Raw genomic sequence first — 20,397 nt, 5'->3', positions numbered from 1 at the left:
CAAACGATTTACGCCATCGCGTTGCGAGGTTGCAGTCGCTGTCTATACTCGGTTTGGAATGGAGTTAGCTGATGACACCCGATTGCATGTGCAGCAAGGCGCGGCGAGTCAAGTTGGTAGTCTGAAGTAGCCGATCCCTTGCCGCTGGCGTTACGCCGACGGGATAACAAGAACGATAAGGGGAACCCGCAATGACGCGACATCCACACGTATGGATGGGCCTCCTGTTGTGGTCGATTTTCAGCCAGGCGCAAGCGGCCTGGACTGTGAATATGGCGCCTGGAGCGACACAGATCAGCAATGCAGTGTTCGACCTGCACATGACCATCTTCTGGATCTGTGTAGTGATCGGCATCATCGTCTTCGGCGCCATGTTCTGGTCGATGATGATGCACCGCCGCTCAACCGGCCAGAACGCGGCCAATTTCCACGAAAACACCCGCGTCGAAATCCTCTGGACCATCGTGCCTTTCCTGATCCTGGTTGCCATGGCGGTTCCCGCCACCGCGACCCTGATCAAGATGTACGACTCCAGCGAGTCGGACATCGATATCCAGGTCACCGGCTATCAGTGGAAGTGGCACTACAAGTACCTGGGGCAGGACGTCGAGTTCTTCAGCAACCTGGCCACCCCCGCCGAACAAATCAATAACCAGAGCGCCAAGGGCGAACATTACCTGCTGGAAGTCGACAAGCCGCTGGTGCTGCCGGTCGATGCCAAGGTGCGCTTTCTGGTCACCTCCGCCGACGTGATCCACTCCTGGTGGGTGCCAGCGTTCGCGGTCAAACGCGATGCGATTCCCGGCTTCGTCAACGAAGCCTGGACCCGCGTCGACAAGCCCGGCCTGTATCGCGGCCAATGCGCCGAACTGTGCGGCAAGGACCACGGGTTCATGCCCATCGTTGTCGAGGTCAAGAGCAAGCCCGACTACGAAGCATGGCTGGCCGAGCGCAAGGCCGAAGCGGCGCAACTCAAAGAGCTGACCAGCAAGGAATGGACCCTGCAAGAGCTCATCGAACGTGGCGACAAGGTCTATCACACCACCTGCGTGGCCTGTCACCAGGCCGAAGGCCAGGGCCTGCCGCCGATGTTCCCGGCGCTCAAGGGCTCGAAAATCGCCACTGGCCCTGTGGCTGATCACCTGAACATTGTCTTCCACGGCAAACCGGGCACCTCCATGGCGGCGTTCGGCAAACAGTTGTCGGAAGTCGATATCGCGGCGGTCGTGACCTATGAACGTAACGCCTGGGGCAACAACAAGGGCGACATGGTTACGCCTAAACAAGTGCTGGAACTCAAACAGGCAGAAAGCCAATGAGCCGGCCTGACGTTTGTTCCCGCAACCGGTCGCAGCTCATCGCCGCGCGCCGCCCAGCCCACTCGTTCGAAGGAGACAGGACATGAGTGCTGTGATCGATGACCACGGTCATGCCGACCACGCCCACGGCCCCGCCAAAGGGCTGATGCGCTGGGTACTGACCACCAACCACAAGGATATCGGCACGCTGTACCTGTGGTTCGCCTTCTCCATGTTCCTGCTGGGCGGCTCGTTCGCCATGGTGATCCGTGCCGAGCTGTTCCAGCCCGGCCTGCAGATCGTGCAGCCGGAGTTCTTCAACCAGATGACCACCATGCATGGCCTGGTGATGGTCTTCGGCGCGGTGATGCCGGCCTTCGTCGGCCTGGCCAACTGGATGATCCCACTGATGATCGGGGCGCCGGACATGGCCCTGCCACGGATGAACAACTTCAGTTTCTGGTTGTTGCCGGCGGCGTTCCTGATGCTGGTGTCGACCCTGTTCACCCCCGGCGGCGGGCCGAACTTCGGCTGGACTTTCTACGCACCGCTGTCCACCACCTATGCGCCGGAAAGCGTGACGTTCTTTATCTTTGCCATCCACCTGATGGGCATCAGCTCGATCATGGGCGCGATCAACGTGGTCGCCACCATCCTCAACCTGCGCGCCCCCGGCATGACGTTGATGAAAATGCCGCTGTTCGTCTGGACCTGGCTGATCACCGCGTTCCTGCTGATCGCGGTGATGCCGGTGCTGGCCGGCTGCGTGACGATGATGCTGATGGACATCCACTTCGGCACCAGCTTCTTCAGTGCTGCCGGCGGCGGTGACCCGGTACTGTTCCAGCACGTGTTCTGGTTCTTCGGCCATCCCGAGGTGTACATCATGATCCTGCCGGCCTTCGGTGCCGTCAGCTCGATCATCCCGGCCTTCTCCCGCAAACCGTTGTTTGGCTACACCTCCATGGTTTATGCCACAGCGGCCATTGCGTTCCTGTCGTTCATCGTCTGGGCGCACCACATGTTCGTGGTGGGCATTCCGCTGGTGGGCGAGCTGTTCTTCATGTACGCCACCCTGCTGATCGCCGTGCCCACCGGGGTAAAGGTGTTCAACTGGGCCAGCACTATGTGGCAAGGCTCGCTGACCTTCGAGACGCCGATGCTGTTTGCCGTGGCGTTCGTGATCCTGTTTTCCATCGGCGGCTTCTCCGGGCTGATGCTGGCCATCGCCCCGGCGGACTTCCAGTACCAGGACACCTACTTCGTGGTCGCGCACTTCCACTATGTGCTGGTGCCCGGCGCGATCTTCGGGATCTTCGCCTCGGCCTACTACTGGCTGCCGAAATGGACCGGCCACATGTACGACGAAACCCTCGGCAAGCTGCACTTCTGGCTGTCGTTCGTCGGCATGAACCTGGCGTTCTTCCCGATGCACTTCGTAGGCCTGGCGGGCATGCCCCGGCGGATCCCGGACTACAACCTGCAGTTCGCCGACTTCAACATGGTCTCGTCCATCGGCGCGTTCATGTTCGGCACCACGCAGTTGTTCTTCCTGTTCATCGTGATCAAGACCATCCGTGGCGGCGAACCGGCTCCGGCCAAACCGTGGGATGGGGCTGAGGGGTTGGAGTGGAGCGTGCCTTCACCGGCGCCGTATCACACCTTCACTACGCCGCCGGAAGTGAAATGAACATGCAAGCTTTTGTGGGAGCGAGCCTGCTCGCGATAGGCCCGACGCGGTGTGCCAGGCCTACTGCTATCGCGAGCAGGCTCGCTCCCACAGGGTTATGTGCAAGGAGCAGGAGTCATGGCTGACTCGATTTCGCTGAAGAAACTGGTCACGCGCCTGCTAGTGGTAGTGGTGGCCATGTTTGCCTTCGGGTTTGCCCTGGTGCCGATCTACGACGTGATGTGCCGGGTATTCGGCATCAACGGCAAAACCGCAGGGCAGTACGAAGGTGAACAAATCGTCGATCAATCGCGCCAGGTTCGCGTGCAGTTCCTGTCGACCAACTCCGTGGACATGGTCTGGGATTTCTATCCTAAAGCCGACCAATTGGTGGTTCAGCCCGGGGCCGTGAACGAGATGGTGTTCATTGCCCACAACCCCACCGATCGGCCGATGAGCGCCCAGGCAGTCCCCAGCATCGCGCCGAGCAACGCGGCGGCCTATTTCCACAAGACCGAATGCTTTTGTTTTACCCAGCAAGTGCTGCAACCCGGCGAACGTATCGAAATGCCCATGCGCTTCATCGTTGACCGGGACATGCCCAAGGAAGTGAAGCACCTGACGCTGTCCTACACGCTGTTCGATATCACCGCTCGTCATCCACCGGTGGCTGTAAACACTGACCGATAGCGTGCCCGATAAGGAGAACAATAAATGGCAACTCACGAACACTATTACGTTCCGGCCCAGAGTAAATGGCCGATCATCGCCACCGTCGGGATGTTCGTCACGGTGTACGGCCTGGCGACCTGGTTCAACGACCTGAAGGCTGACCGGCCCGACTCCAACGGCCCGCTGATCTTTTTTGTCGGCGGCCTGTTGCTGGCCTACATGCTGTTCGGCTGGTTCGGCGCGGTCATCAAGGAAAGTCGCGCCGGGCTCTACAGTGCGCAGCTCGACCGCTCGTTTCGCTGGGGCATGAGCTGGTTCATCTTCTCTGAAGTGATGTTTTTCATCGCCTTCTTCGGCGCGCTGTTCTATGTGCGCATGATCTCGGCGCCTGGCTTAGCCGGTGAAGGCAGCAAGGGCCTGTCGGAGATGCTTTGGCCGAACTTCGAATACGTCTGGCCGTTGCTGAACAACCCCGACCCTAAGCTTTTCCCTCCGCCCAAGGATGTGATCAGCCCTTGGGGCTTGCCGCTGCTCAACACCATCCTGCTGGTCAGTTCCAGCGTCACCGTGACCATCGCCCACCATGCCCTGAAAAAAGGCCATCGCGGTGCGCTGAAAATCTGGCTGGCTATCACCGTGCTGCTGGGTTGCGCCTTCCTGGGCTTCCAGGCCGAGGAATACATCCACGCCTATAAAGAGCTGGGCCTGACGCTGGGCTCGGGCATCTATGGCGCAACGTTCTTCATGCTCACCGGTTTCCACGGCGCTCACGTCACCATCGGCACGATCATTTTGTTCGTAATGCTGATGCGCATCATGCGCGGGCATTTCGACAACGAGCATCAGTTCGGCTTCGAGGCCGCGAGCTGGTACTGGCACTTCGTCGATGTGGTGTGGATCGGCTTGTTCTTCTTCGTCTACATCCTCTGAGGCAGCCGTTACCAAGGCGGCTCTTTACCAAGGAGCATGCGACACCAACTGGCCGCTGAAAAAACCCCAGGCAATCAAGCCGACGGTGGCGGCGGCCAGACTGACCCGAATCGCCAGGGCGATGACCAGGCGATTGGAACTGCTGTCGTCCTTGACCAGAAAAAACAGGCCGCTGAACAGGCTCGCAATCGTGGCAATCAGCATCAGGACGATGGCTGCTTTTAGCATTAGGGACACTCCGGGGGGACGCGATGCACGTGAGTATAGCTATCTCGTTCGACAGCTTTGGAACGGCGCCATGAAAGGCTTCCGGCCAGGCATCGTGCCGTCACTGGTGGTAGCCGTGCTGTTGCCGGTGATGGTGTGCCTGGGGTTCTGGCAATTGAGCCGGGGCGAACAAAAGCGCGTGCTCATGGACAGTTACGCCGAACGCCGCGTGGCGCAGCCGATGGCAAGCGTGGAGCTGCAACACACGGCGGACCCGGCCTTTCGACCGGTCAGCCTGCGGGGCCAGTTCGACGCCGAACACAGCATCCTGCTGGATAACCGCCAGCACGACGGCAAGGTCGGCGTGGAGTTGCTACAACCCTTTCTAGACCAGGCGACCGGGCTCTGGCTGCTGGTCAATCGTGGCTGGTTGCCCTGGCCTGACCGGCGCACTCCGCCGGCCTTCAGCACCCCCGAACAAGCGGTGAACCTTCAAGCCTGGGTCTACGTTGCTCCGGGCACCACGTTCCAGCTCCACGCCGACCCAGCCGACGCCCCGTGGCCGCGACTGGTGACCGCGGTCGAGCCGGACAAGCTCTGGGCCGAACTGGGCCGCAACGGTTTCGCCTACCAATTACGCCAACAAAGCGGCCCCGGCGCCTATCGGACCGATTGGCCGGTAGTGGCCATGGGGCCGGAAAAACACCTCGGCTATGCCGTGCAGTGGTTCGCCATGGCGGCGGCGCTGTTCGGCCTCTTTCTTTATCTCGGATGGCACAACGCAGGGAGACAGCATGGGAACCACCATGAATCCAACCAACACGTCTGAGGCACCTACGGCGCGCAACCGTCGCAAGGGGCGCCTGCAACTGCTGCTGATCGTGCTCGGGGTGATCGGCCCGATGATCCTGGCCACCGGCATGTACAAATTCCAGTTCTGGGTCCCGGAAAGCCGCAGCTACCACGGCGAACTGATCGGCAACGGCCAGACCCGCGCCGAGATCGGCGTACAAGCCGATGAGCGGCGCTGGCAGATCCTGGTCACGGCGCCGCAGGAATGTTCGGCTGATTGCCGGCAACTGGTCTACCTGGCCCGTCAGGTGCAGATCGGCCTGGGTCGCGACGCCTCCCGCGCCAGCCATGCCCTGGCCATCGCCCAGCCGCTGGACGCGCAATACGACGCCCAACTGCAACGCGAATACCCCCAACTGCAACGCTACCCGCTGGACCTGCCGGCCTATCAGAAAGGCGCCCAAGGCAGCGGCGAAGCGCAGCTGTGGATCATCGATCCCCATAGCAACCTGGTGCTGCGCTATGACGCCCGGGTCAAGGGCAAGGCACTGCTCAACGACCTGCGACATCTGTTGAAACTGTCGAACATCGGATGAGGGCAACGACATGGCCAAACCTGGATTTCGCCTCGCGCTGTTTGCCACGTTGCTGGCACTGATCGTCGTACTGCTGGGCGCCTACACCCGGCTCACCCACGCCGGCCTCGGCTGCCCGGACTGGCCCGGTTGCTACGGCTTCATCAGCGTACCCAAGAGCGAAGCCCAGCTGGCACATGCCGAACTGCACTTTCCCGACGCCCCGGTGGAAGCCCACAAGGGCTGGAACGAGATGGTCCATCGCTACTTCGCCGGCCTGCTGGGGCTGATGATTACCGTGCTGGCTGCCCGGGCCTGGATGAACCGGCGTCACCCAGGCCTGCCCTTGAAGCTGCCCCTGTTTCTGCTGGCGGTGGTCTTTGCCCAGGCGGCGTTCGGCATGTGGACCGTGACCCTCAAGCTGTGGCCGCAAGTGGTGACCGGGCATTTGCTGGGCGGGTTCGCGACCCTCAGCCTGCTGTTTCTGCTTACGTTGAGATTGTCTGGTGTGTTGCCGGCGCTGACCGTGCCCAAGCGTCTGCAACATTGGGCCACCGCCGGGTTACTGCTGGTGATCGGCCAGATCGCCCTCGGCGGTTGGGTCAGCTCCAATTACGCCGCCGTAGCCTGCATCGATTTCCCGACCTGCCACGGCCAATGGCTACCACCGGCGGATTTTGCCAACGGCTTTCATCTGACCCAGCACATCGGCCCCAACTACCTGGGTGGCCAACTCGACAGCGATGCGCGCACCGCCATTCACTTGACCCACCGTATCGGCGCGTTGCTGGTGACGGTGGTGCTGTTGGGGCTGGCTTGGCAGTTGAAGACCGTCGGCATGACACGCCTGGCCGGGCTGGTGTTGATAGCCCTGGCGGCCCAGATCAGCCTGGGCATCAGCAACGTGCTGTTCCACCTGCCGCTGCCGGTCGCCGTGGCCCACAACGCCGGAGGCGCCGCGCTGTTGTTGAGCCTGGTGTTGGTCAATTATCACGCCCGTACCAGCCTGGTCCGGGTCAAGCATCAAGTCCCGCTGCGCTGGCGCTTCAACCCGCATAAACACGGCCCCAGCCCCATAACAATAAAAGGAGAGATGCCATGGCAACCTTGACCGGTGAACGCCACAGCCAAGCGATCTGGCGCGATTATCTGGAGCTGACCAAGCCCAAAGTGGTGGTGCTGATGCTGATCACCTCGCTGGTGGGCATGTTCCTCGCCACCCGCGCCGGGGTGCCGTGGACGGTGCTGGTGTTCGGCAACCTGGGCATCGCCCTGTGTGCCGGCGGCGCGGCGGCGGTCAACCATGTGGTGGACCGGCGCATCGATGCGGTGATGGCCCGTACCCATAAACGCCCGCTGGCCGAAGGCCGAGTCTCACCGGCCGCCGCACTGACCTTCGCCCTCGCACTGGCTGTGGCCGGCCAAGCGCTGTTGCTGGCGTTCACCAACCCGCTGACCGCCTGGCTGACCCTGGCCTCCTTGCTCGGTTATGCGGTGATCTACACCGGTTTCCTCAAACGGGCGACGCCGCAGAACATCGTCATCGGCGGCCTGGCCGGCGCGGCACCACCGTTGCTGGGCTGGGTGGCCGCCACCGGTCATGTCAGCGCCGAACCGCTGCTGCTGGTGCTGATCATCTTCGCCTGGACCCCGCCGCATTTCTGGGCCCTGGCGATTCATCGCAAGGAGGAATACGCCAAGGCCGATATCCCGATGCTGCCGGTGACCCATGGCGAGCACTACACCAAAATCCATATCCTGCTGTACACCCTGGCGCTGCTGGCGGTGAGCCTGATGCCCTTTGTGATCCAGATGAGCGGCTTGCTGTATCTGGTTTGCGCCCTCGTGCTGGGCGCCCGGTTTCTGCAATGGGCCGTGGTGTTGTACCGTGGCAGTCGGCCGCACGCGGCGATCAACACGTTCAAGTACTCTATCTGGTACTTGTTCCTGCTGTTCATCGCCCTGCTTGTAGATCACTACTTACTGTTGAGCCTATGACTCGAACCCAGAAAACCGTCTTCATTCTCGTGGCCGTGATCGCGCTGATCCTCGGCCTTACCATCAATAAAGTGCTGACCGGCAAAGGCGAAGGCGACCCCACGGCGCTGATCGACGCCGGCATCATCCTGCTGCCTCAAAGCCGCAACCTGCCGGACGTGAAAATGACCGACCAGGACGGTCAGCCAGTGACGATGGACGGGTTGAAAGACAAATGGAGCCTGCTGTTCTTCGGCTACACCTTCTGCCCGGACATATGCCCGACCACCCTCGCCCAACTGCGCCAGATCAAAAGCGAACTGCCGCCCGAGGCTGTGGATAAATTGCAGATCGTGCTGGTAAGCGTCGACCCGAACCGCGACACGCCCAAGCAACTCAAGCAGTACCTGGGCTACTTCGACCCGCAGTTCATCGGCCTGACCCCGTCATCGATCGAAGACCTGCAGAAACTCGCCAACGCGGTGAGCATTCCGTTCATCCCGGCGGACACCAGCAAACCCAACTACACGGTTGATCACAGCGGTAACCTCGCAGTCATCGGACCGGACGGTACTCAACGCGGGTTTATTCGTGCGCCGTTGAACAACCAGAAGCTAGTGGCGCAGTTGCCAGAGATGCTGAAACGCAAATAAGGCCATCACAGAACGCTCGCTCCCACCGCCATTCACCTGTGGGAGCGAGCCTGCTCGCGATGAAATCGACTCGGTTCCAGACCAAAACAAGTCACCCGCATCGCCGGCAAACCCCGCTCCTACAGAACCTGCCTACACACCTCATCAAGCCACGCATCCTTGCGCCTTTGCCTACAACTACGCCAGAATCCGCCCGCTTGTGCGCCTTTTCCCTGGGCTCTATTGTCTTTCCTGCCACTGCCCATCAGTGGTCGGGTTTAGTAGCCCGGGTCCCACTTCGGTTGTACAAGTCTCATCAGTCAGGCATTTGCCTGTTCTCGATGGTGGCTGTGCGCATGGCGCCCTTGGGCGCGCCGGGTTTGGTGTGGGTTACCGGTCTACTAACTTGCGCACAGCCGCCACCCTTTCGTTTAGTAGCGAGATGGTGCGGCCTAATATGAGGCCCACACCTATGTTCAAAATAACCCCGAATCCGCCAGAGGCAGATTCCACTTCTACATCCGCAAAATCGAAAGCCAAGCAGCAAGACGAAACCACCAAACGCGTGCTGGATCACTACTTGCTGCCGAAATCTGAAAAGTCTCAAGACGACCCCAAACCGGGGCAGCTATACACCGTCGTGAAAGGTCTCGATAACGAATGCTTGCTTGCCAACCTCGGCGAAACCCTGGCTTCGGCTGATGCCATGGTGAGTGATCTGGCGTTTGATCTGGATGGATCGAGGCGCCATGTGGCGCAGGGTATTCAGCAGTTGATTGAGCTGAGTTCGTTGCTGGCGAATCGGGTGTTGGATAACGTCGACCCACGTTAACCGCAACACCATCAAGCTGTGTGGCGAGGAGATATTCCCCTCGCCACACATTGCAGGCCCTCATTCCTGGCGACGCATGAATTCTGCGAAAAGAGGAACTGTAAAATTCAGATATCCGTGATCTGTGCTGTAGATCATTCCCTTGGAGATGATGTTAGCCCGAGTCGGACCAAGCGATGATTGAGGACGCCCCATCACCTTCGCAACATCAGCGATGGCATAGGGGCCATCGCCAAGGGTGGACATGGCTTTTACAAACTGAACCTCCGAAGGTGTAAGCCGATCGATACGGACCCTGAAGAAGCCCGCATCGAGAGAGGCCAATGTCTCCGAATAAGAATGCTCGACATCGTCAGCGGTAATTTCAGGTCCCTCGGCGTTGTTCCATGCCGTGGATGCCCACTCTTGAAGAAAGAAAGGATAGCCCTGCGTCCGATCAACAATGCTGTCCAGAGCTGCAGTGTCGATAGAGGCTTGCTCCTCTAGGATCGGCTTTTGAACGGCTTGAGCCGCAGACGGTTGATCAAGCGCCCCCACCTCCGGGTAAAGGAAAAGCCGCTCGGCATATGACTTCGCCTCACCCGCCAACCGAGCAACTTGCGGAAGACCTGCACCGACCAGCAGCACCGGAAGCCCTTCTTGCGACATGCGATGGATAGAGACAATCAGTGCCGATAGATCTGCTTCGGTGAGGTATTGGACTTCATCAATGAGAAGAATCCAGCCTTTACCGGCGGCCTGTGCGGCTTCACCTATTACAGTAAAAAGATCTGGAAGGTCGTATTGAAGATTTCCGCTATCCGCGAGTCCAGGCTCAGGCTCAACACCAATCTCAATACCGCCAATATCAATCTTGAAGATTGATGCAAAGCTGCGAAGTCCTTTTAGCCCACGATTAGCAATTTGCTTGGCGACCTCAACGCTGGAAAGCGCGCGCATGACCTTTCGCATTTCAGGATAAAGAAGACGTGCAAGGCTTTCACGTTCTGGCGCCTCCACTTTGGAGACGAAAAGACCTTCCTCCTTTGCAATTTTTCCTATCTCATTCAACAGGACCGTCTTACCCGTGCCTCTTAAGCCAAGGAGCATGATGGAACGAGCACTTCGCCCATTGACGGCTCGCCCACAGGCAATTCTTGCCGCCTCAAGAATCAGGTCGCGCCCCGCCAGTTCAGGGGGCCTGCTGCCCGCCCCGGGCGCAAACGGATTACGGTAGGGATCCATGTCGACCTCACGAAATAGCAAAATCTATAGAAAGATAGCTAAAGCTAGCTGAAATACCTAGTTTTTGCTATGCATTGCTATCATTCAATAGAAGCGGATTTATTTCTGATGTTTTCTATGAGTGCTGCGCACTCAAGCGGGGGCAAGCGCCCTCGCCACGGTAGATCGAGTCGCTGGGGGTATCAGGGGTGACGGTCCAGTTTCTTGAGAAACTCGGTCATTTCCTTTTCCGCCTGCGGAAACGGGGACATGGGCAAACGCGCGGAAACGGGGAAGGAAACGGGACAGACCACGATTATGAGACGGTCCGATTACAGGTGAGCGCAAAATCGTGATCTGTCCCCAGTTCCCGCAACAACTCAGATTTTCAGCTCGATCACACGCCCCTAAAAATCGCCGTGATCCATGAAATCATTGGTGTTACGGACGGTGCCGCGTTGTTGAGCAGATTTGAAAACGAGGCCAAATTCATTCTTCAGTATCCGTCCGAAAAGATTCAACCGACGCGCAACGGATGCCGTGCAGTGCCTTTATTTAACGAACCTCAGGCATGCGAACCCAGTCTTGATTTGCAGCTGTTGAATGGGTTCGACGCTCTCCTGATCGCCGACTTTCTTGATCACGCCTACCCCGCAGAAGTATTCGTCGCGGTTGAAGATTGGGAGAATGCCCACCTTGGGCTTGCTCCAGGAGCCTTGGATCAAGGTGTAGGTGGCGCCGTTCTGTGGCGTGAAGGAGAACGGTATTTGACACACGCTGCTTCCTGCGACCTGCCCATAGGTCAGGATCAGCTCCTTGTCCACGGCAACCCGGGATTCGATGTAGTCGCCGTTAGAGGGCAGGATTGTGTAACCCGCATAGCATCCATTATCGCTGAAGGTCATGGCATCCAGTCTCGCACCATTTCCAGCCTTGAGGCGAACCGTTGCGGAGGGTTCATTGGGGCCGGGAACGACATACTGCTTGCCCTGCAAAAAAGAAGTGCAACCGCTAATTACCAGCGCACCGGCCAACAAGATACAGCGGCCGGACTTTTGATTGAGGTACATCCATCTCTCCCTGATTTCCATTGGGTGCCCTGACCTTTCCGGGGCTTGGGGCTGCCGAATCGCGGGCTGATGATAATGGATTCGGTGGTGTATCAACCAGATTCGGGACAACAGCTCCCTAGCCACTCACTGAAACGGCGACAGCCCACGATGATGAGACGGTCCGGTTACAGGTGAACGCAAAATCATGGTCTCTTTCCGAAGTAGCGCCAAGGACGTAAACCCACCTTGCAGTTGACGGAGACGCGCATCGACGTAAAATCGCGCCCCCAAAATCAGCATGCATAGCGAAAAGGAGCTTCGATGCAACGGGTGATGATTGTTGGTCAGCCTGGGTCTGGAAAGAGCACCTTGGCACGTAAGCTTGGCGAGCATACGGGCTTGCCTGTCGTTCATATCGACACTATTCACTGGCTGCCAGGATGGGTCGAACGAACCTGTGACGAAAAAACGCGCCTCTGTCGCGAGGTCGAGGCCCGTGATCGCTGGATATTCGAAGGAGGCCATTCAGCTACTTGGGACAACCGATTGAGCCGCGCAGATCTTTTGATATGGATTGATCGATCGGCGACGCTTAGATTCTGGCGCGTACTGCTCAGAACGCTGCTTAAGCACGGTCGATCTCGGCCTGACTTGCCGGAGAACTGCCCCGAACGACTGGCTAATCTGCCGGAGTTTTTCAGGTTCATGTGGCGGACGAAAAAATCAGCACGAGCGAAGATGGAACAACTTGTGGCGACTGCGCCATCGGCATGCCGCGTAGTCTGTCTGCGGTCTAATCGGGACACCAGGATTTTTCTCGCGAACATTGGAAATGTCGACTGACTAGGCCACATCACGGTTCTCCTTGGACAAAGGGATTCATTTTCAGAAGATCTCTCTTTCCCCTTGTCAGTCTCCCTTTTTCAGTCGTCCCCTTTTCAGTCAAGGCAGGACGCACCGACCGCTGTCGCCCGGCGTAACTGCGACATGACGTTCCCCGCCGTAATCGCCGTCGTAGGCGACATTGGGCAACCGCTCGCGGTCAGCGCCTCTGCGACCCAGGTATTGCAGGTATAAAACAGCGAATAGCGACCCTCGGCCTGGTAGAACCGGCTCTCTCCATACAAGCCAGGCCCGAGCACCACCAAGGTGCCCGTCGCTGAGTGAGTGAAGGTCCCGGCCACGAACGCGAGCAGTCGTCGGTAACCGTCCTCCGTCACCCGCACCTCGATGACCTCGCTTGTGGCGAAACGCCGCCTGGGATCCCCGTCAATCTTGACCGCATGCAGCACGGTTGCCTTCGACCCGAACAAGGCTCGCAGGGCGAGGCTCAAGGTGGCCTGTGGGGCTCGGTAAAAATCCTCGTCACCCCAACCGAACTCCACGAAGTCGCCGTCGCTGAACGCTTCGGCCAGTGTGGGAAGCACCTGAAGCAGATCGGGGCGCGCAATGACCAACCCGGTATGCAGGCCATGATTCACTACATAGAAGGACCGCCAATCGCCACCCGCACTCCTCGGCGGGTCCGACGCGGTAGCGCAGCCGAACAGCGTGAGGACCAGGGCCAGCACTACAACGCTGCTGTTCGAATGCAGGTCTATGCCACAGAATTTCATCACAGCCTCCTCAGCAGAAGTCTAAGTTCGCACCTTGAATTTTGCGCCACCTCTGTGAGGGGGAAGGCCGGCCAGATGATTCTCAGATTTATTTTGTCTAGTCCTGAATAAGGTTTACACCTGTTTCAGGACTAGACACTTCCGTGTCGAGAGTTGGATTCATCTACTGCCGTCTAAGGTTTGACGCGAAGGGAATGCACAAACGCGGCTGCGGGGGACGTTGTTTAGGTGCCTGATCAATCTTGAGACCGTTTTATTGCGTAGGCGAGCTGCTCGGCGTTGTTGCGCAATTCAATGAATTTTTCGTTTAGCTCGACATGACCTGGATTCCAGGAAAGGACGCCACCGACATAGCTTTGACCAAGAATGAGATCATTTAATGAGCCCATTCCGCCATAGGCTGACAGTAGATACTCAATCCCAGAGTAATCAGAATCCAGCAATAGTGCCCTTGCCTTACGCATCCAGAAACTCCAGTGGGTGTCTCCGCCGCTTTCAAGCACTATTGCAAGCTGATCAAGAATGCAGATCAGCTCTTCAGTTTTCGGTCCCATTTCTCGACATAGTCCAAGTGAAGTGCGGCATGAGGAGGATGATTCGCTATTGAGTATTTCTCGCCTACTAGCTAAAAAAGCTACTGTTTCGCCATCAGGATGTCCAGGGGCCGCTCTCTGCCGGTGACGACAGTCGAGAATCGGCCACAGCGGGCGCCTAGACATCAATCTCACATATTGCTTCCTCCGCCTGTATCCGTAACGTCAGCCCTGACGCAAAGCACACAACTAAGTGCTGGTCTGCCGGAATGTTATCCGCCAGGTAAAAATTTTTCGTCTCAGCACCAGACTCCACAGTTCCAATCGCATGAAGTACACAATCATCCTCGGCCAAATCCGGATCGCGCCCCTCGGCACGAAAGTAGCTCACCTCACGGAATTTCACGGTGATCTGTCTCGCTTCCTCTGGTGGCACCCAGTCTTCGGTGCGCCGAGTAAACCTGAGAATGAGTGTGCGCTCTAGCGCTGCATAGTGAATGGCGCTGGCCGCATAGAAGTTATGTAGGTCGTGGGCTCGTCCTTCGGCCTCGACCTCAATGTGGCCAAACGTAAAACCTCGAAATTGCATCAACGGCTCCTCATCGCGACGGGTGCATAAAAAGAGCGAAAGGCGAAGAATACATTTTCAGAAGAACTCTCCCCTTTACCATTCAGCCAACCTCCTCAAACCGCCGCCGCTTCATGAACAACCCCATCCCTATCGCCACGGCAAAAACCGACAGCAACCCCAGATCAAACCCCAACAAGCGGGTCTGACCGGCCAAAACGCAGCCAACCGCACCCGCCACCACCAACACCACGCCTAGCCACTTGCGTAGCAGATAGGGTTTGAGGAATCGATCGAGCAGAAAGGACAACACCAAGGCAATGACCAATTGAGTAATTACGGACATGTACGTCTCCAGTCAGGCCTTGATGATCAATGTCGAGAGGGTGCGTTGCGGGCCGATGCCGCCGTTGACCTGCGCTTCTATGCTGACCAGTACGTCGCCCGCATGGTAGGTGGGCAGGATTTCATTGGCATACGTGCGCACACCGGCCCCTACAGATGCCGCCACGTAAGAGGGGGCCACAGCCTTGGCGGCGGCAGTGAAGGCCGCGGCTGCAAGGGTGGCGATCGTGGTGCGCTGGGTATTGAGGGCATCGCCCTGTTGCCGGGTCAGCGGCTTGGAGATGCCGATCATCATCACGCACGGCAGGTTTTTGGCCAGCATCTTGTCGTACACCTCGACGACCTTGCTGTTGACCTCATAGTGGGCACTTTTCGCTTCGCCAAAATGCAGCTCGCGCAAGCGCCCACGTTCGCTGTCGGTGAGGGTGATCTGCGAGACGTTGAAGACGATCCCGTGATTGCCCATGTATTGGAAAGTCCCTTCGAACTTCATCGCCCATATCCTTTTGGGGTAAAGGTGGCGATTCTCTACAAGGAGCGGATTGGATTCAAATCATTTCGCCTTGCCGGCAGGGTGTGTTGGTCATGCGCAGGAGTCGCAGTGTGTCAGGCTGATTCCGTTGGCTTTTTTGGGTCTGCTTCGCAGCCCAGCGGGGATAAATCCCCTCGCCACAGGGTTTTGTGTGTTGGCTGTTTGGCGGGCTGTTATTGAAGACGTGGTCGGCTTTTTTATGAGTGCTGCGCACTCAAGCGGGAGCAAGCTCCCTCGCCACAGAAGCGGTCCTATGCGAAGTCAGGAGTGGCGATCTGAACTGGTCAAGTTTGTGTTTTACACCCAGAAGTCGTTAGCCACTCCAATCAATTGAATAGCCTCCTCATCCAAGGGCTCGGCGAAGATGATGTTCAAGTCGCGGTAACCGGAATGGTCCCCCACCAAGCTCAACTCGAATCGAGCCCCGGACGCGTCGGCTTCGTAGCTCTTCAAGTAAGTCAGGTTCTTGGCTTCATTGAAAATCACGTCCAGCGTGCCGTCGTAACCATTTCCCAGTCGGGTAAAACCCAAGGCGGACAAGTCGATCGTGTCTTCACCCGCGGTATAGTCCATCAGGCGATCAGTGTGGTTTTCGGTGGCGGTACGGTAGCTGTCGCTCAGTCCGTCGAAGCGGAACACATCGTTGTTACCGCCACCCGCCAATAGGTCCCGGCCCTCTCCGCCAACCAACACATCATTCCCTAGCGCGCCATAAAGGCGATCATCGCCCGCGAACCCTTCGATGATTTCGCTTCGAGCGTTGCCTTGTAAACGATCATCCCCTTCGGTGCCCATCAACCTGGCCTGCTGAAACAGGAGGTTGGTTTCATTCAGCGCTTGGCCCAAGTTACCGTCGAAGACCACTTCGAAGCGTTCCCCATCGGCGTTGGCCTCGAAACTCTTGAGGTAGGTCCGCGTCCCGCTTTCATTGACGCGTATCGCCAGCGTTCCGTCATGTCCATTGCCCAGCCCGAGGAAGCCCAGGGAGGAGAGGTCGAGGGTATCGCTGCTGGGCTCGAAGTCGGTGATGCGGTCGCTATGGGCCGCGGTTGCAGTTCGGTAGCTGTCTGTGACTGACTGGTAACGGAACGTGTCGGCCCCGGCACCGCCCGTGAGCAGGTCACGACCTTGCTGGCCATCGAGCAGATCGTTACCGGCTCCGCCAAAGATTGCATCGTCGAACGAGGCGGTACCGAGCAAGAAGTCATCAGCGCGGCCACCGTCAAGGTGGTAATAGCCGTCGTCGGGATTGCCAAAGCTGTTGTCCAGACGACCGTCGGGGTTCAACTGGACCAAGGCGGCCAGATAGCCGTCCGCGCTCGTCCCTTGGCTTCCGCCAATCAATAGCTTGCCGTCGGCCAGCACGATCATGTCGGCGACTGCGAAAGGAGCGCTTTCCGAGCCCCAACTTACCCGACCTTGTTCACCGAAATCGCTGTCGAGTGAGCCGTCGGCATTGAGTCGGATGACGGTCGCCACGCCGCCCGAGGCGCCCGCCAGCAGGATTTTGCCGTCATCCTGGATGACCAGGGCGTCTGCGTGAACATCCAGGGCCAGGCTGCCGCCGTTCGCAAAGCTGCTATCCAGCGTACCGTCCGGGTTGAGGCGGGTCAGGGTCTCTCGCCCCGTGACCAATACCTTCCCGTCTCCCTGCAATGAAACGTCGAACGTGCCGCTGGGGTGAATGCCGACGGACGCGGGTAGGTGCAGGACCCCGGCCTCTCCAAAAGACGAAATCAAGGCCCCCGTCGCGTCGAAGCGGGCGATATAGATCTCCCCAGAGGGATATCCAGCGCTGGCGAAAAAGCTGCCGTCGCGTTGCACGGAGAACGACGCTTGCTGGCCTAGATCTTCATTCCAATAGAAAGGCACTGTCACGGTGCCGCCGTTCCCGAAACTCGTATCGAGGCTGCCGTCGGCCAAGTTACGAGTGATGCCCGACACCCAGGCGTCGCCTACTTTCACGTAGCGCGCCACCAGGTAGCTTCCTCCCGGCTGCACGGCGGCATTACCGCCGTCCTCGATATCGAGCGCCACAGGGAGGAGGGATTTACCGTCGCCGCTGAAGTCGCGGTCCAGGCTACCGTTGGCATTGAACCGGACCAGGCTGCCGGTGAAGCCTGAATCCTCTTCGCCTCCTAGCCCCAGGCGGCTATAAGCGCCAAGCCAGATAGCACCGTCCGGATCGACCGTGATACCTGCGATTTTGTCCGAGCCCCATAAGGTCGTGGCGACCATGCCGGTGTTCCGCGCAGCTGAAGCGGCGGGTGAAATGCTCTGGCTCATGTCCATGCCTCCGGTAGCTATCTAGCGCCAAAGACTATAGGCAGGGGTCAGTCAGGTTGCCACTTTACGAGACGAAGGGAGATTCTTGGGCGACCTTCTGCTATCGATGCAACCGGTCTCCGGCAACTGCCCAAGATAACGCTAGGCTGGTTGAAGTTGCGGGCCAATACCACTGTTGACCTACGCCGCGATGCTGACCAGTACATCGCCAGCATGGTAGGTCGGTGGGATTTCATTAACGAGCGTATTGGATTCAAATGATTCGCCTTGCCGGCAGTAACCTGAAACGCTAGTGATGAGGGACGGAACTTTTAATACCATAAAACTGTAGCTGATAATAAATATAAAAATAGGAAGCCGTTAAAAATACCAAGAAGGTTGGCAGATGGTTGGGGTGTAACCAGTAGATTAGGTTATCCAGCAATAGGACTGCCGTTACGATTGTGGCGAGGATGCTTGCGGATTTTGCAAGAAGGGAGCGGGGCATGTTGCTTGATTTTCTTAATCGATAAGGTCGCTGCAGCATTAGAACTAGCAGTGATAGGAGCAACGTGCCAATAATTGCTGCGAATGGGATAGCTATAGTCTCATGTTCGGCCGAATACAAGTTATTCTCGAAATTAGAGTACAAATTGTAGCCACCGATTATTGGAGTAGCCGAGAGACTTGCCAAATAAAAAAACAAAGAATGCCTTATTTTCATATTTTTTGTCCTTGTGCCATGACAACAGTGTTACCCCTTGCCATGGCACTACTGTTTAAAAGTTAGGAGTCTGAAAGCCTTTTCCTATCAAGTGAATTTTATGCTCGCCCGAGATGTTTATTTTGTACCCTTTTCCTGGTAGGGCTCTGCCAGCTGTAGTTAGTTGCTCAAGCGCGAGCGGTCTATCGCTTTTATTGAAGTCATAGAAGTCATGGTAGGCTTTGACCGTTCCCAGAAACTGCCAAGATGTATCTTGGTTGCGAGTGAAATCACCCTCAACACGGAGCGTGATTCCCCCAAGGTAAGCACCACTGATAAGACTGTCTTTGCCGGTGTCATATGCCACCTTTGGGTCTACCAGATGATATGTGCCCGGTGATTTAGTGCTCTCGATAGTCTGCTTCAATAATGAGAGCTTGTGCTCTCTTATTTGTAAACCAATAGTATTGATATCGACCTCAAGCTTCTCTCCCTTTCCCCATAAATAATGCGCCAATGCTTTAACCGGGCTGAATGTGCCTCCCGATAATTTTGGTGTTTCTAATTTGAATGTTGTACTGCGGGCGTATTTTGAGTGGGCGATGGCTATAATAGCTTCCCTCGACGTAAAACCGCTTCTCTCAAGCGCATCAGCCAAGCTAAAGCAGATAGCTTTATTTTTGAAGAATACGTCATTTATACGCCAGTAAGGCGCTACCCAGCCGCGTTCCCGCTCGACAATTTGCCATATATCTTTTATTGCACCATAAGCGTTTTTATGATTTATAGCCTTGTCGAGAATTTTAAGGTTGAAAGTGAAGTCGTCCAGCCCGGTTTGAGTTTTTATAAGATCAGTTATGTAAAAATCATCATCTTCTGTTAGTACGTCTGGCTGAGGCGGTGGAAATATATAAGTACCATCAATTATGATACCGTCCGTGGACCAATATCCTCCTGCAGAGCCACGCCACGTACCATTTACCTGAGTCGGGGGTAAATCAATTCCGTTCTGCTTCATGAGCTCAAGTCCTTTTGATCGTAAAGTTAAATGTGCTGTGGCCAGAACCGCTTGTCTGGATTTCTAATTAAGCACGGAGATGTAGGGGTCTCAATACCTCAATGACAGCTTAGGAGATGGACTACAGGGCTTTCGGAATAAGGGGACGAATTTATCTATGATATTAAATACGTTCCGTTTCCCGTTCAGCTAATTTGCTCAAACCGCCACCGTTTCAGGAACAATCCCAAGGGCAATGATCACTTGGGTAATTCGGACATGCGCGTCTCCAGTCAAGTCTTGATGACTAGGGTCGAGAGGGTGCGTTGGGGACCAATGCTGGAGCGGTGAATATTTGTCAGTTAAGCCGCCAGATAAACCGCGCTGGCTGTTTGGGGCTGCTGCGCAGCCCAGCGGGGATAAATCCCCTCGCCACAGGGTTCGGGGTGTGCTGGCTGCTTGGTTGATTGGCATTGGGGTACTGTGGGCTTTTTTATGAGTGCTGCGCACTCACGCGGGAGCAAGCTCCCTCGCCACAAAAGCGGTTTTGTGTGAATTCAGGAGTGGCGATCCAGTTTTTTCAGGAACACGGTCATTTCTTTTTCGGCTTGTTTGTCGCCGTGGGCGCGGGCGGCTTCAAGGCCTTGTTCCCAGGCTTGGCGGGCTGCCGGTAGGTCGCCTTGGCCTTGGTGTGCTTTGCCTAAGAGTTTCCATGCTGCTGAGTATTTTGGGTCGAGTTCGACGCAGCGTTGGAAGTGTTCGGCGGCCCGGGCGAATTCGCCGAGGTCCAGATAGCCCTTGCCCAGGCCGAAGCGCAGCAATGAGTTATCCACACCCTTGGCGAGCATTTTTTCCAGGGAGTCGAGCATGGCGGCGTCCTTATCGGTTGTGTCAGGGGTTGATCCGCTGGCTGCTAGATAGCTATCGCGAGCAGGCTCGCTCCCACAGGGGTTGGGGTTGCCCACGATATTTGTGAGCAATGGAGATCCTCTGTGGGAG

22 protein-coding genes are annotated in these 20,397 nt (G+C 57.3%); 11 read left to right on the top strand and 11 right to left on the bottom strand.

The features are described from left to right. Positions 1–191: 191 nt before the first annotated feature. The 4 genes from coxB (at position 192) to QOM08_RS00465 (ending at position 4,569) form a co-directional block, all read left to right on the top strand. Entirely contained in the window at positions 192–1,319 is a 1,128-nt protein-coding gene (gene coxB, locus QOM08_RS00480) for a cytochrome c oxidase subunit II (RefSeq protein ID WP_047230054.1), read from the top strand. An 82-nt stretch (positions 1,320–1,401) separates the two neighbouring features. Next, positions 1,402–2,988 carry a cytochrome c oxidase subunit I gene (gene ctaD, locus QOM08_RS00475; protein ID WP_047230053.1) on the top strand — a complete coding sequence of 529 codons (1,587 nt, stop codon included), beginning with the start codon at positions 1,402–1,404 and terminating at the stop codon, positions 2,986–2,988. Positions 2,989–3,105: 117 nt separating this feature from the next. Further along, entirely contained in the window at positions 3,106–3,657 is a 552-nt protein-coding gene (locus tag QOM08_RS00470; protein WP_047230052.1) for a cytochrome c oxidase assembly protein, read from the top strand. 24 nt (positions 3,658–3,681) lie between these two features. Beyond that, entirely contained in the window at positions 3,682–4,569 is an 888-nt protein-coding gene (locus QOM08_RS00465; RefSeq protein ID WP_047230051.1) for a cytochrome c oxidase subunit 3, read from the top strand. Between the two features lie 24 nt (positions 4,570–4,593). Here the strand turns inward: QOM08_RS00465 and QOM08_RS00460 are convergent, their stop codons facing one another. Next, positions 4,594–4,797, bottom strand: coding sequence for a twin transmembrane helix small protein (locus QOM08_RS00460; protein WP_014335867.1), 204 nt, complete (start codon positions 4,795–4,797; stop codon positions 4,594–4,596). A 70-nt stretch (positions 4,798–4,867) separates the two neighbouring features. Here QOM08_RS00460 and QOM08_RS00455 point away from each other — a divergent pair, with 70 nt between their 5' ends. The 6 genes from QOM08_RS00455 to QOM08_RS00430 all read left to right on the top strand — a co-directional run bounded on the left by QOM08_RS00455 (position 4,868) and on the right by QOM08_RS00430 (position 9,584). Further along, positions 4,868–5,605: an SURF1 family protein gene (locus QOM08_RS00455; protein WP_047230050.1), complete on the top strand. Its 738-nt coding sequence runs from the start codon at positions 4,868–4,870 to the stop codon at positions 5,603–5,605. Then, on the top strand, positions 5,571–6,164 hold the full coding sequence (locus QOM08_RS00450; protein ID WP_316912419.1) for a hypothetical protein: 594 nt from the start codon (positions 5,571–5,573) through the stop codon (positions 6,162–6,164). The genes QOM08_RS00455 and QOM08_RS00450 overlap by 35 nt, the downstream gene beginning before the upstream one ends. Before the next feature lie 10 nt (positions 6,165–6,174). After that, positions 6,175–7,254, top strand: a complete 1,080-nt coding sequence (locus tag QOM08_RS00445) for a COX15/CtaA family protein (protein WP_316912418.1) — start codon at positions 6,175–6,177, stop codon at positions 7,252–7,254. Then, complete coding sequence (gene cyoE / locus QOM08_RS00440; protein ID WP_107323205.1) at positions 7,242–8,141, top strand: heme o synthase; 900 nt, start codon at positions 7,242–7,244, stop codon at positions 8,139–8,141. Before QOM08_RS00445 ends, cyoE begins: the two co-directional genes overlap by 13 nt. Beyond that, on the top strand, positions 8,138–8,773 hold the full coding sequence (locus QOM08_RS00435) for an SCO family protein (protein WP_076383131.1): 636 nt from the start codon (positions 8,138–8,140) through the stop codon (positions 8,771–8,773). The genes cyoE and QOM08_RS00435 overlap by 4 nt, the downstream gene beginning before the upstream one ends. A 451-nt stretch (positions 8,774–9,224) precedes the next feature. Beyond that, the gene (locus tag QOM08_RS00430) at positions 9,225–9,584 is read left to right on the top strand and encodes a DUF6124 family protein (protein ID WP_316912417.1); all 360 of its coding nucleotides are present in this window, start codon (positions 9,225–9,227) and stop codon (positions 9,582–9,584) included. A 60-nt stretch (positions 9,585–9,644) separates the two neighbouring features. Here QOM08_RS00430 and QOM08_RS00425 read toward each other — a convergent pair whose 3' ends face one another. Both QOM08_RS00425 and QOM08_RS00420 read right to left on the bottom strand, forming a co-directional pair. Then, a complete protein-coding gene (locus QOM08_RS00425; RefSeq protein ID WP_107323203.1) occupies positions 9,645–10,808 on the bottom strand; it encodes an ATP-binding protein in 1,164 nt (387 codons plus the stop codon). Between the two features lie 530 nt (positions 10,809–11,338). Next, on the bottom strand, positions 11,339–11,857 hold the full coding sequence (locus QOM08_RS00420; protein WP_139048737.1) for a hypothetical protein: 519 nt from the start codon (positions 11,855–11,857) through the stop codon (positions 11,339–11,341). Between the two features lie 303 nt (positions 11,858–12,160). Here QOM08_RS00420 and QOM08_RS00415 point away from each other — a divergent pair, with 303 nt between their 5' ends. Next, positions 12,161–12,682 (top strand): AAA family ATPase, encoded by a 522-nt coding sequence (locus tag QOM08_RS00415; protein WP_139048736.1) that lies wholly within the window; start codon positions 12,161–12,163, stop codon positions 12,680–12,682. 95 nt (positions 12,683–12,777) lie between these two features. On the opposite strand, the gene QOM08_RS00410 is transcribed toward QOM08_RS00415, so the two are convergent. From QOM08_RS00410 to QOM08_RS00375, 8 genes are all read right to left on the bottom strand, one after another. After that, positions 12,778–13,455: a DUF2459 domain-containing protein gene (locus QOM08_RS00410; RefSeq protein ID WP_139048735.1), complete on the bottom strand. Its 678-nt coding sequence runs from the start codon at positions 13,453–13,455 to the stop codon at positions 12,778–12,780. A 236-nt stretch (positions 13,456–13,691) separates the two neighbouring features. Beyond that, positions 13,692–14,009, bottom strand: a complete 318-nt coding sequence (locus tag QOM08_RS00405) for a DUF6966 domain-containing protein (RefSeq protein WP_139048734.1) — start codon at positions 14,007–14,009, stop codon at positions 13,692–13,694. A gap of 157 nt (positions 14,010–14,166) precedes the next feature. Further along, a complete protein-coding gene (locus QOM08_RS00400; RefSeq protein ID WP_139048733.1) occupies positions 14,167–14,577 on the bottom strand; it encodes a hypothetical protein in 411 nt (136 codons plus the stop codon). An 82-nt stretch (positions 14,578–14,659) separates the two neighbouring features. Beyond that, positions 14,660–14,902, bottom strand: a complete 243-nt coding sequence (locus tag QOM08_RS00395) for a hypothetical protein (RefSeq protein ID WP_139048732.1) — start codon at positions 14,900–14,902, stop codon at positions 14,660–14,662. Between the two features lie 12 nt (positions 14,903–14,914). Continuing rightward, the gene (locus QOM08_RS00390) at positions 14,915–15,394 is read right to left on the bottom strand and encodes a hypothetical protein (RefSeq protein WP_139048731.1); all 480 of its coding nucleotides are present in this window, start codon (positions 15,392–15,394) and stop codon (positions 14,915–14,917) included. A 336-nt stretch (positions 15,395–15,730) separates the two neighbouring features. After that, positions 15,731–17,719: a M10 family metallopeptidase C-terminal domain-containing protein gene (locus QOM08_RS00385; RefSeq protein ID WP_316912416.1), complete on the bottom strand. Its 1,989-nt coding sequence runs from the start codon at positions 17,717–17,719 to the stop codon at positions 15,731–15,733. A gap of 758 nt (positions 17,720–18,477) precedes the next feature. Next, positions 18,478–19,419, bottom strand: coding sequence for a lipid II-degrading bacteriocin (locus QOM08_RS00380; RefSeq protein WP_316912415.1), 942 nt, complete (start codon positions 19,417–19,419; stop codon positions 18,478–18,480). Between the two features lie 536 nt (positions 19,420–19,955). Then, positions 19,956–20,267, bottom strand: a complete 312-nt coding sequence (locus QOM08_RS00375) for a tetratricopeptide repeat protein (RefSeq protein ID WP_316912414.1) — start codon at positions 20,265–20,267, stop codon at positions 19,956–19,958. Between the last annotated feature and the right edge of the window lie 130 nt (positions 20,268–20,397).

Source organism: Pseudomonas sp. P105 (assembly GCF_032614175.1).
Lineage (GTDB): Bacteria > Pseudomonadota > Gammaproteobacteria > Pseudomonadales > Pseudomonadaceae > Aquipseudomonas > Aquipseudomonas rhizophila.
Note: the sequence above shows the minus strand (reverse complement) of the source record. Positions and strands in the feature narration are given on the sequence as shown.

What these genes read in the sequence shown, in the direction of transcription:
- QOM08_RS00390 (WP_139048731.1), bottom strand. Translation starts at nt 15,394, where the DNA reads ATGAAGTTCGAAGGGACTTTCCAATACATGGGCAATCACGGGATCGTC.
- QOM08_RS00430 (WP_316912417.1), top strand. Translation starts at nt 9,225, where the DNA reads ATGTTCAAAATAACCCCGAATCCGCCAGAGGCAGATTCCACTTCTACA.
- QOM08_RS00385 (WP_316912416.1), bottom strand. Translation starts at nt 17,719, where the DNA reads ATGAGCCAGAGCATTTCACCCGCCGCTTCAGCTGCGCGGAACACCGGC.
- QOM08_RS00405 (WP_139048734.1), bottom strand. Translation starts at nt 14,009, where the DNA reads ATGGGACCGAAAACTGAAGAGCTGATCTGCATTCTTGATCAGCTTGCA.
- QOM08_RS00455 (WP_047230050.1), top strand. Translation starts at nt 4,868, where the DNA reads ATGAAAGGCTTCCGGCCAGGCATCGTGCCGTCACTGGTGGTAGCCGTG.
- QOM08_RS00400 (WP_139048733.1), bottom strand. Translation starts at nt 14,577, where the DNA reads ATGCAATTTCGAGGTTTTACGTTTGGCCACATTGAGGTCGAGGCCGAA.
- QOM08_RS00415 (WP_139048736.1), top strand. Translation starts at nt 12,161, where the DNA reads ATGCAACGGGTGATGATTGTTGGTCAGCCTGGGTCTGGAAAGAGCACC.
- QOM08_RS00380 (WP_316912415.1), bottom strand. Translation starts at nt 19,419, where the DNA reads ATGAAGCAGAACGGAATTGATTTACCCCCGACTCAGGTAAATGGTACG.
- QOM08_RS00420 (WP_139048737.1), bottom strand. Translation starts at nt 11,857, where the DNA reads ATGTACCTCAATCAAAAGTCCGGCCGCTGTATCTTGTTGGCCGGTGCG.
- QOM08_RS00435 (WP_076383131.1), top strand. Translation starts at nt 8,138, where the DNA reads ATGACTCGAACCCAGAAAACCGTCTTCATTCTCGTGGCCGTGATCGCG.
- QOM08_RS00375 (WP_316912414.1), bottom strand. Translation starts at nt 20,267, where the DNA reads ATGCTCGACTCCCTGGAAAAAATGCTCGCCAAGGGTGTGGATAACTCA.
- QOM08_RS00465 (WP_047230051.1), top strand. Translation starts at nt 3,682, where the DNA reads ATGGCAACTCACGAACACTATTACGTTCCGGCCCAGAGTAAATGGCCG.
- QOM08_RS00470 (WP_047230052.1), top strand. Translation starts at nt 3,106, where the DNA reads ATGGCTGACTCGATTTCGCTGAAGAAACTGGTCACGCGCCTGCTAGTG.
- QOM08_RS00410 (WP_139048735.1), bottom strand. Translation starts at nt 13,455, where the DNA reads ATGAAATTCTGTGGCATAGACCTGCATTCGAACAGCAGCGTTGTAGTG.
- coxB (WP_047230054.1), top strand. Translation starts at nt 192, where the DNA reads ATGACGCGACATCCACACGTATGGATGGGCCTCCTGTTGTGGTCGATT.
- ctaD (WP_047230053.1), top strand. Translation starts at nt 1,402, where the DNA reads ATGAGTGCTGTGATCGATGACCACGGTCATGCCGACCACGCCCACGGC.
- QOM08_RS00445 (WP_316912418.1), top strand. Translation starts at nt 6,175, where the DNA reads ATGGCCAAACCTGGATTTCGCCTCGCGCTGTTTGCCACGTTGCTGGCA.
- cyoE (WP_107323205.1), top strand. Translation starts at nt 7,242, where the DNA reads ATGGCAACCTTGACCGGTGAACGCCACAGCCAAGCGATCTGGCGCGAT.
- QOM08_RS00450 (WP_316912419.1), top strand. Translation starts at nt 5,571, where the DNA reads ATGGGAACCACCATGAATCCAACCAACACGTCTGAGGCACCTACGGCG.
- QOM08_RS00425 (WP_107323203.1), bottom strand. Translation starts at nt 10,808, where the DNA reads ATGGATCCCTACCGTAATCCGTTTGCGCCCGGGGCGGGCAGCAGGCCC.
- QOM08_RS00460 (WP_014335867.1), bottom strand. Translation starts at nt 4,797, where the DNA reads ATGCTAAAAGCAGCCATCGTCCTGATGCTGATTGCCACGATTGCGAGC.
- QOM08_RS00395 (WP_139048732.1), bottom strand. Translation starts at nt 14,902, where the DNA reads ATGTCCGTAATTACTCAATTGGTCATTGCCTTGGTGTTGTCCTTTCTG.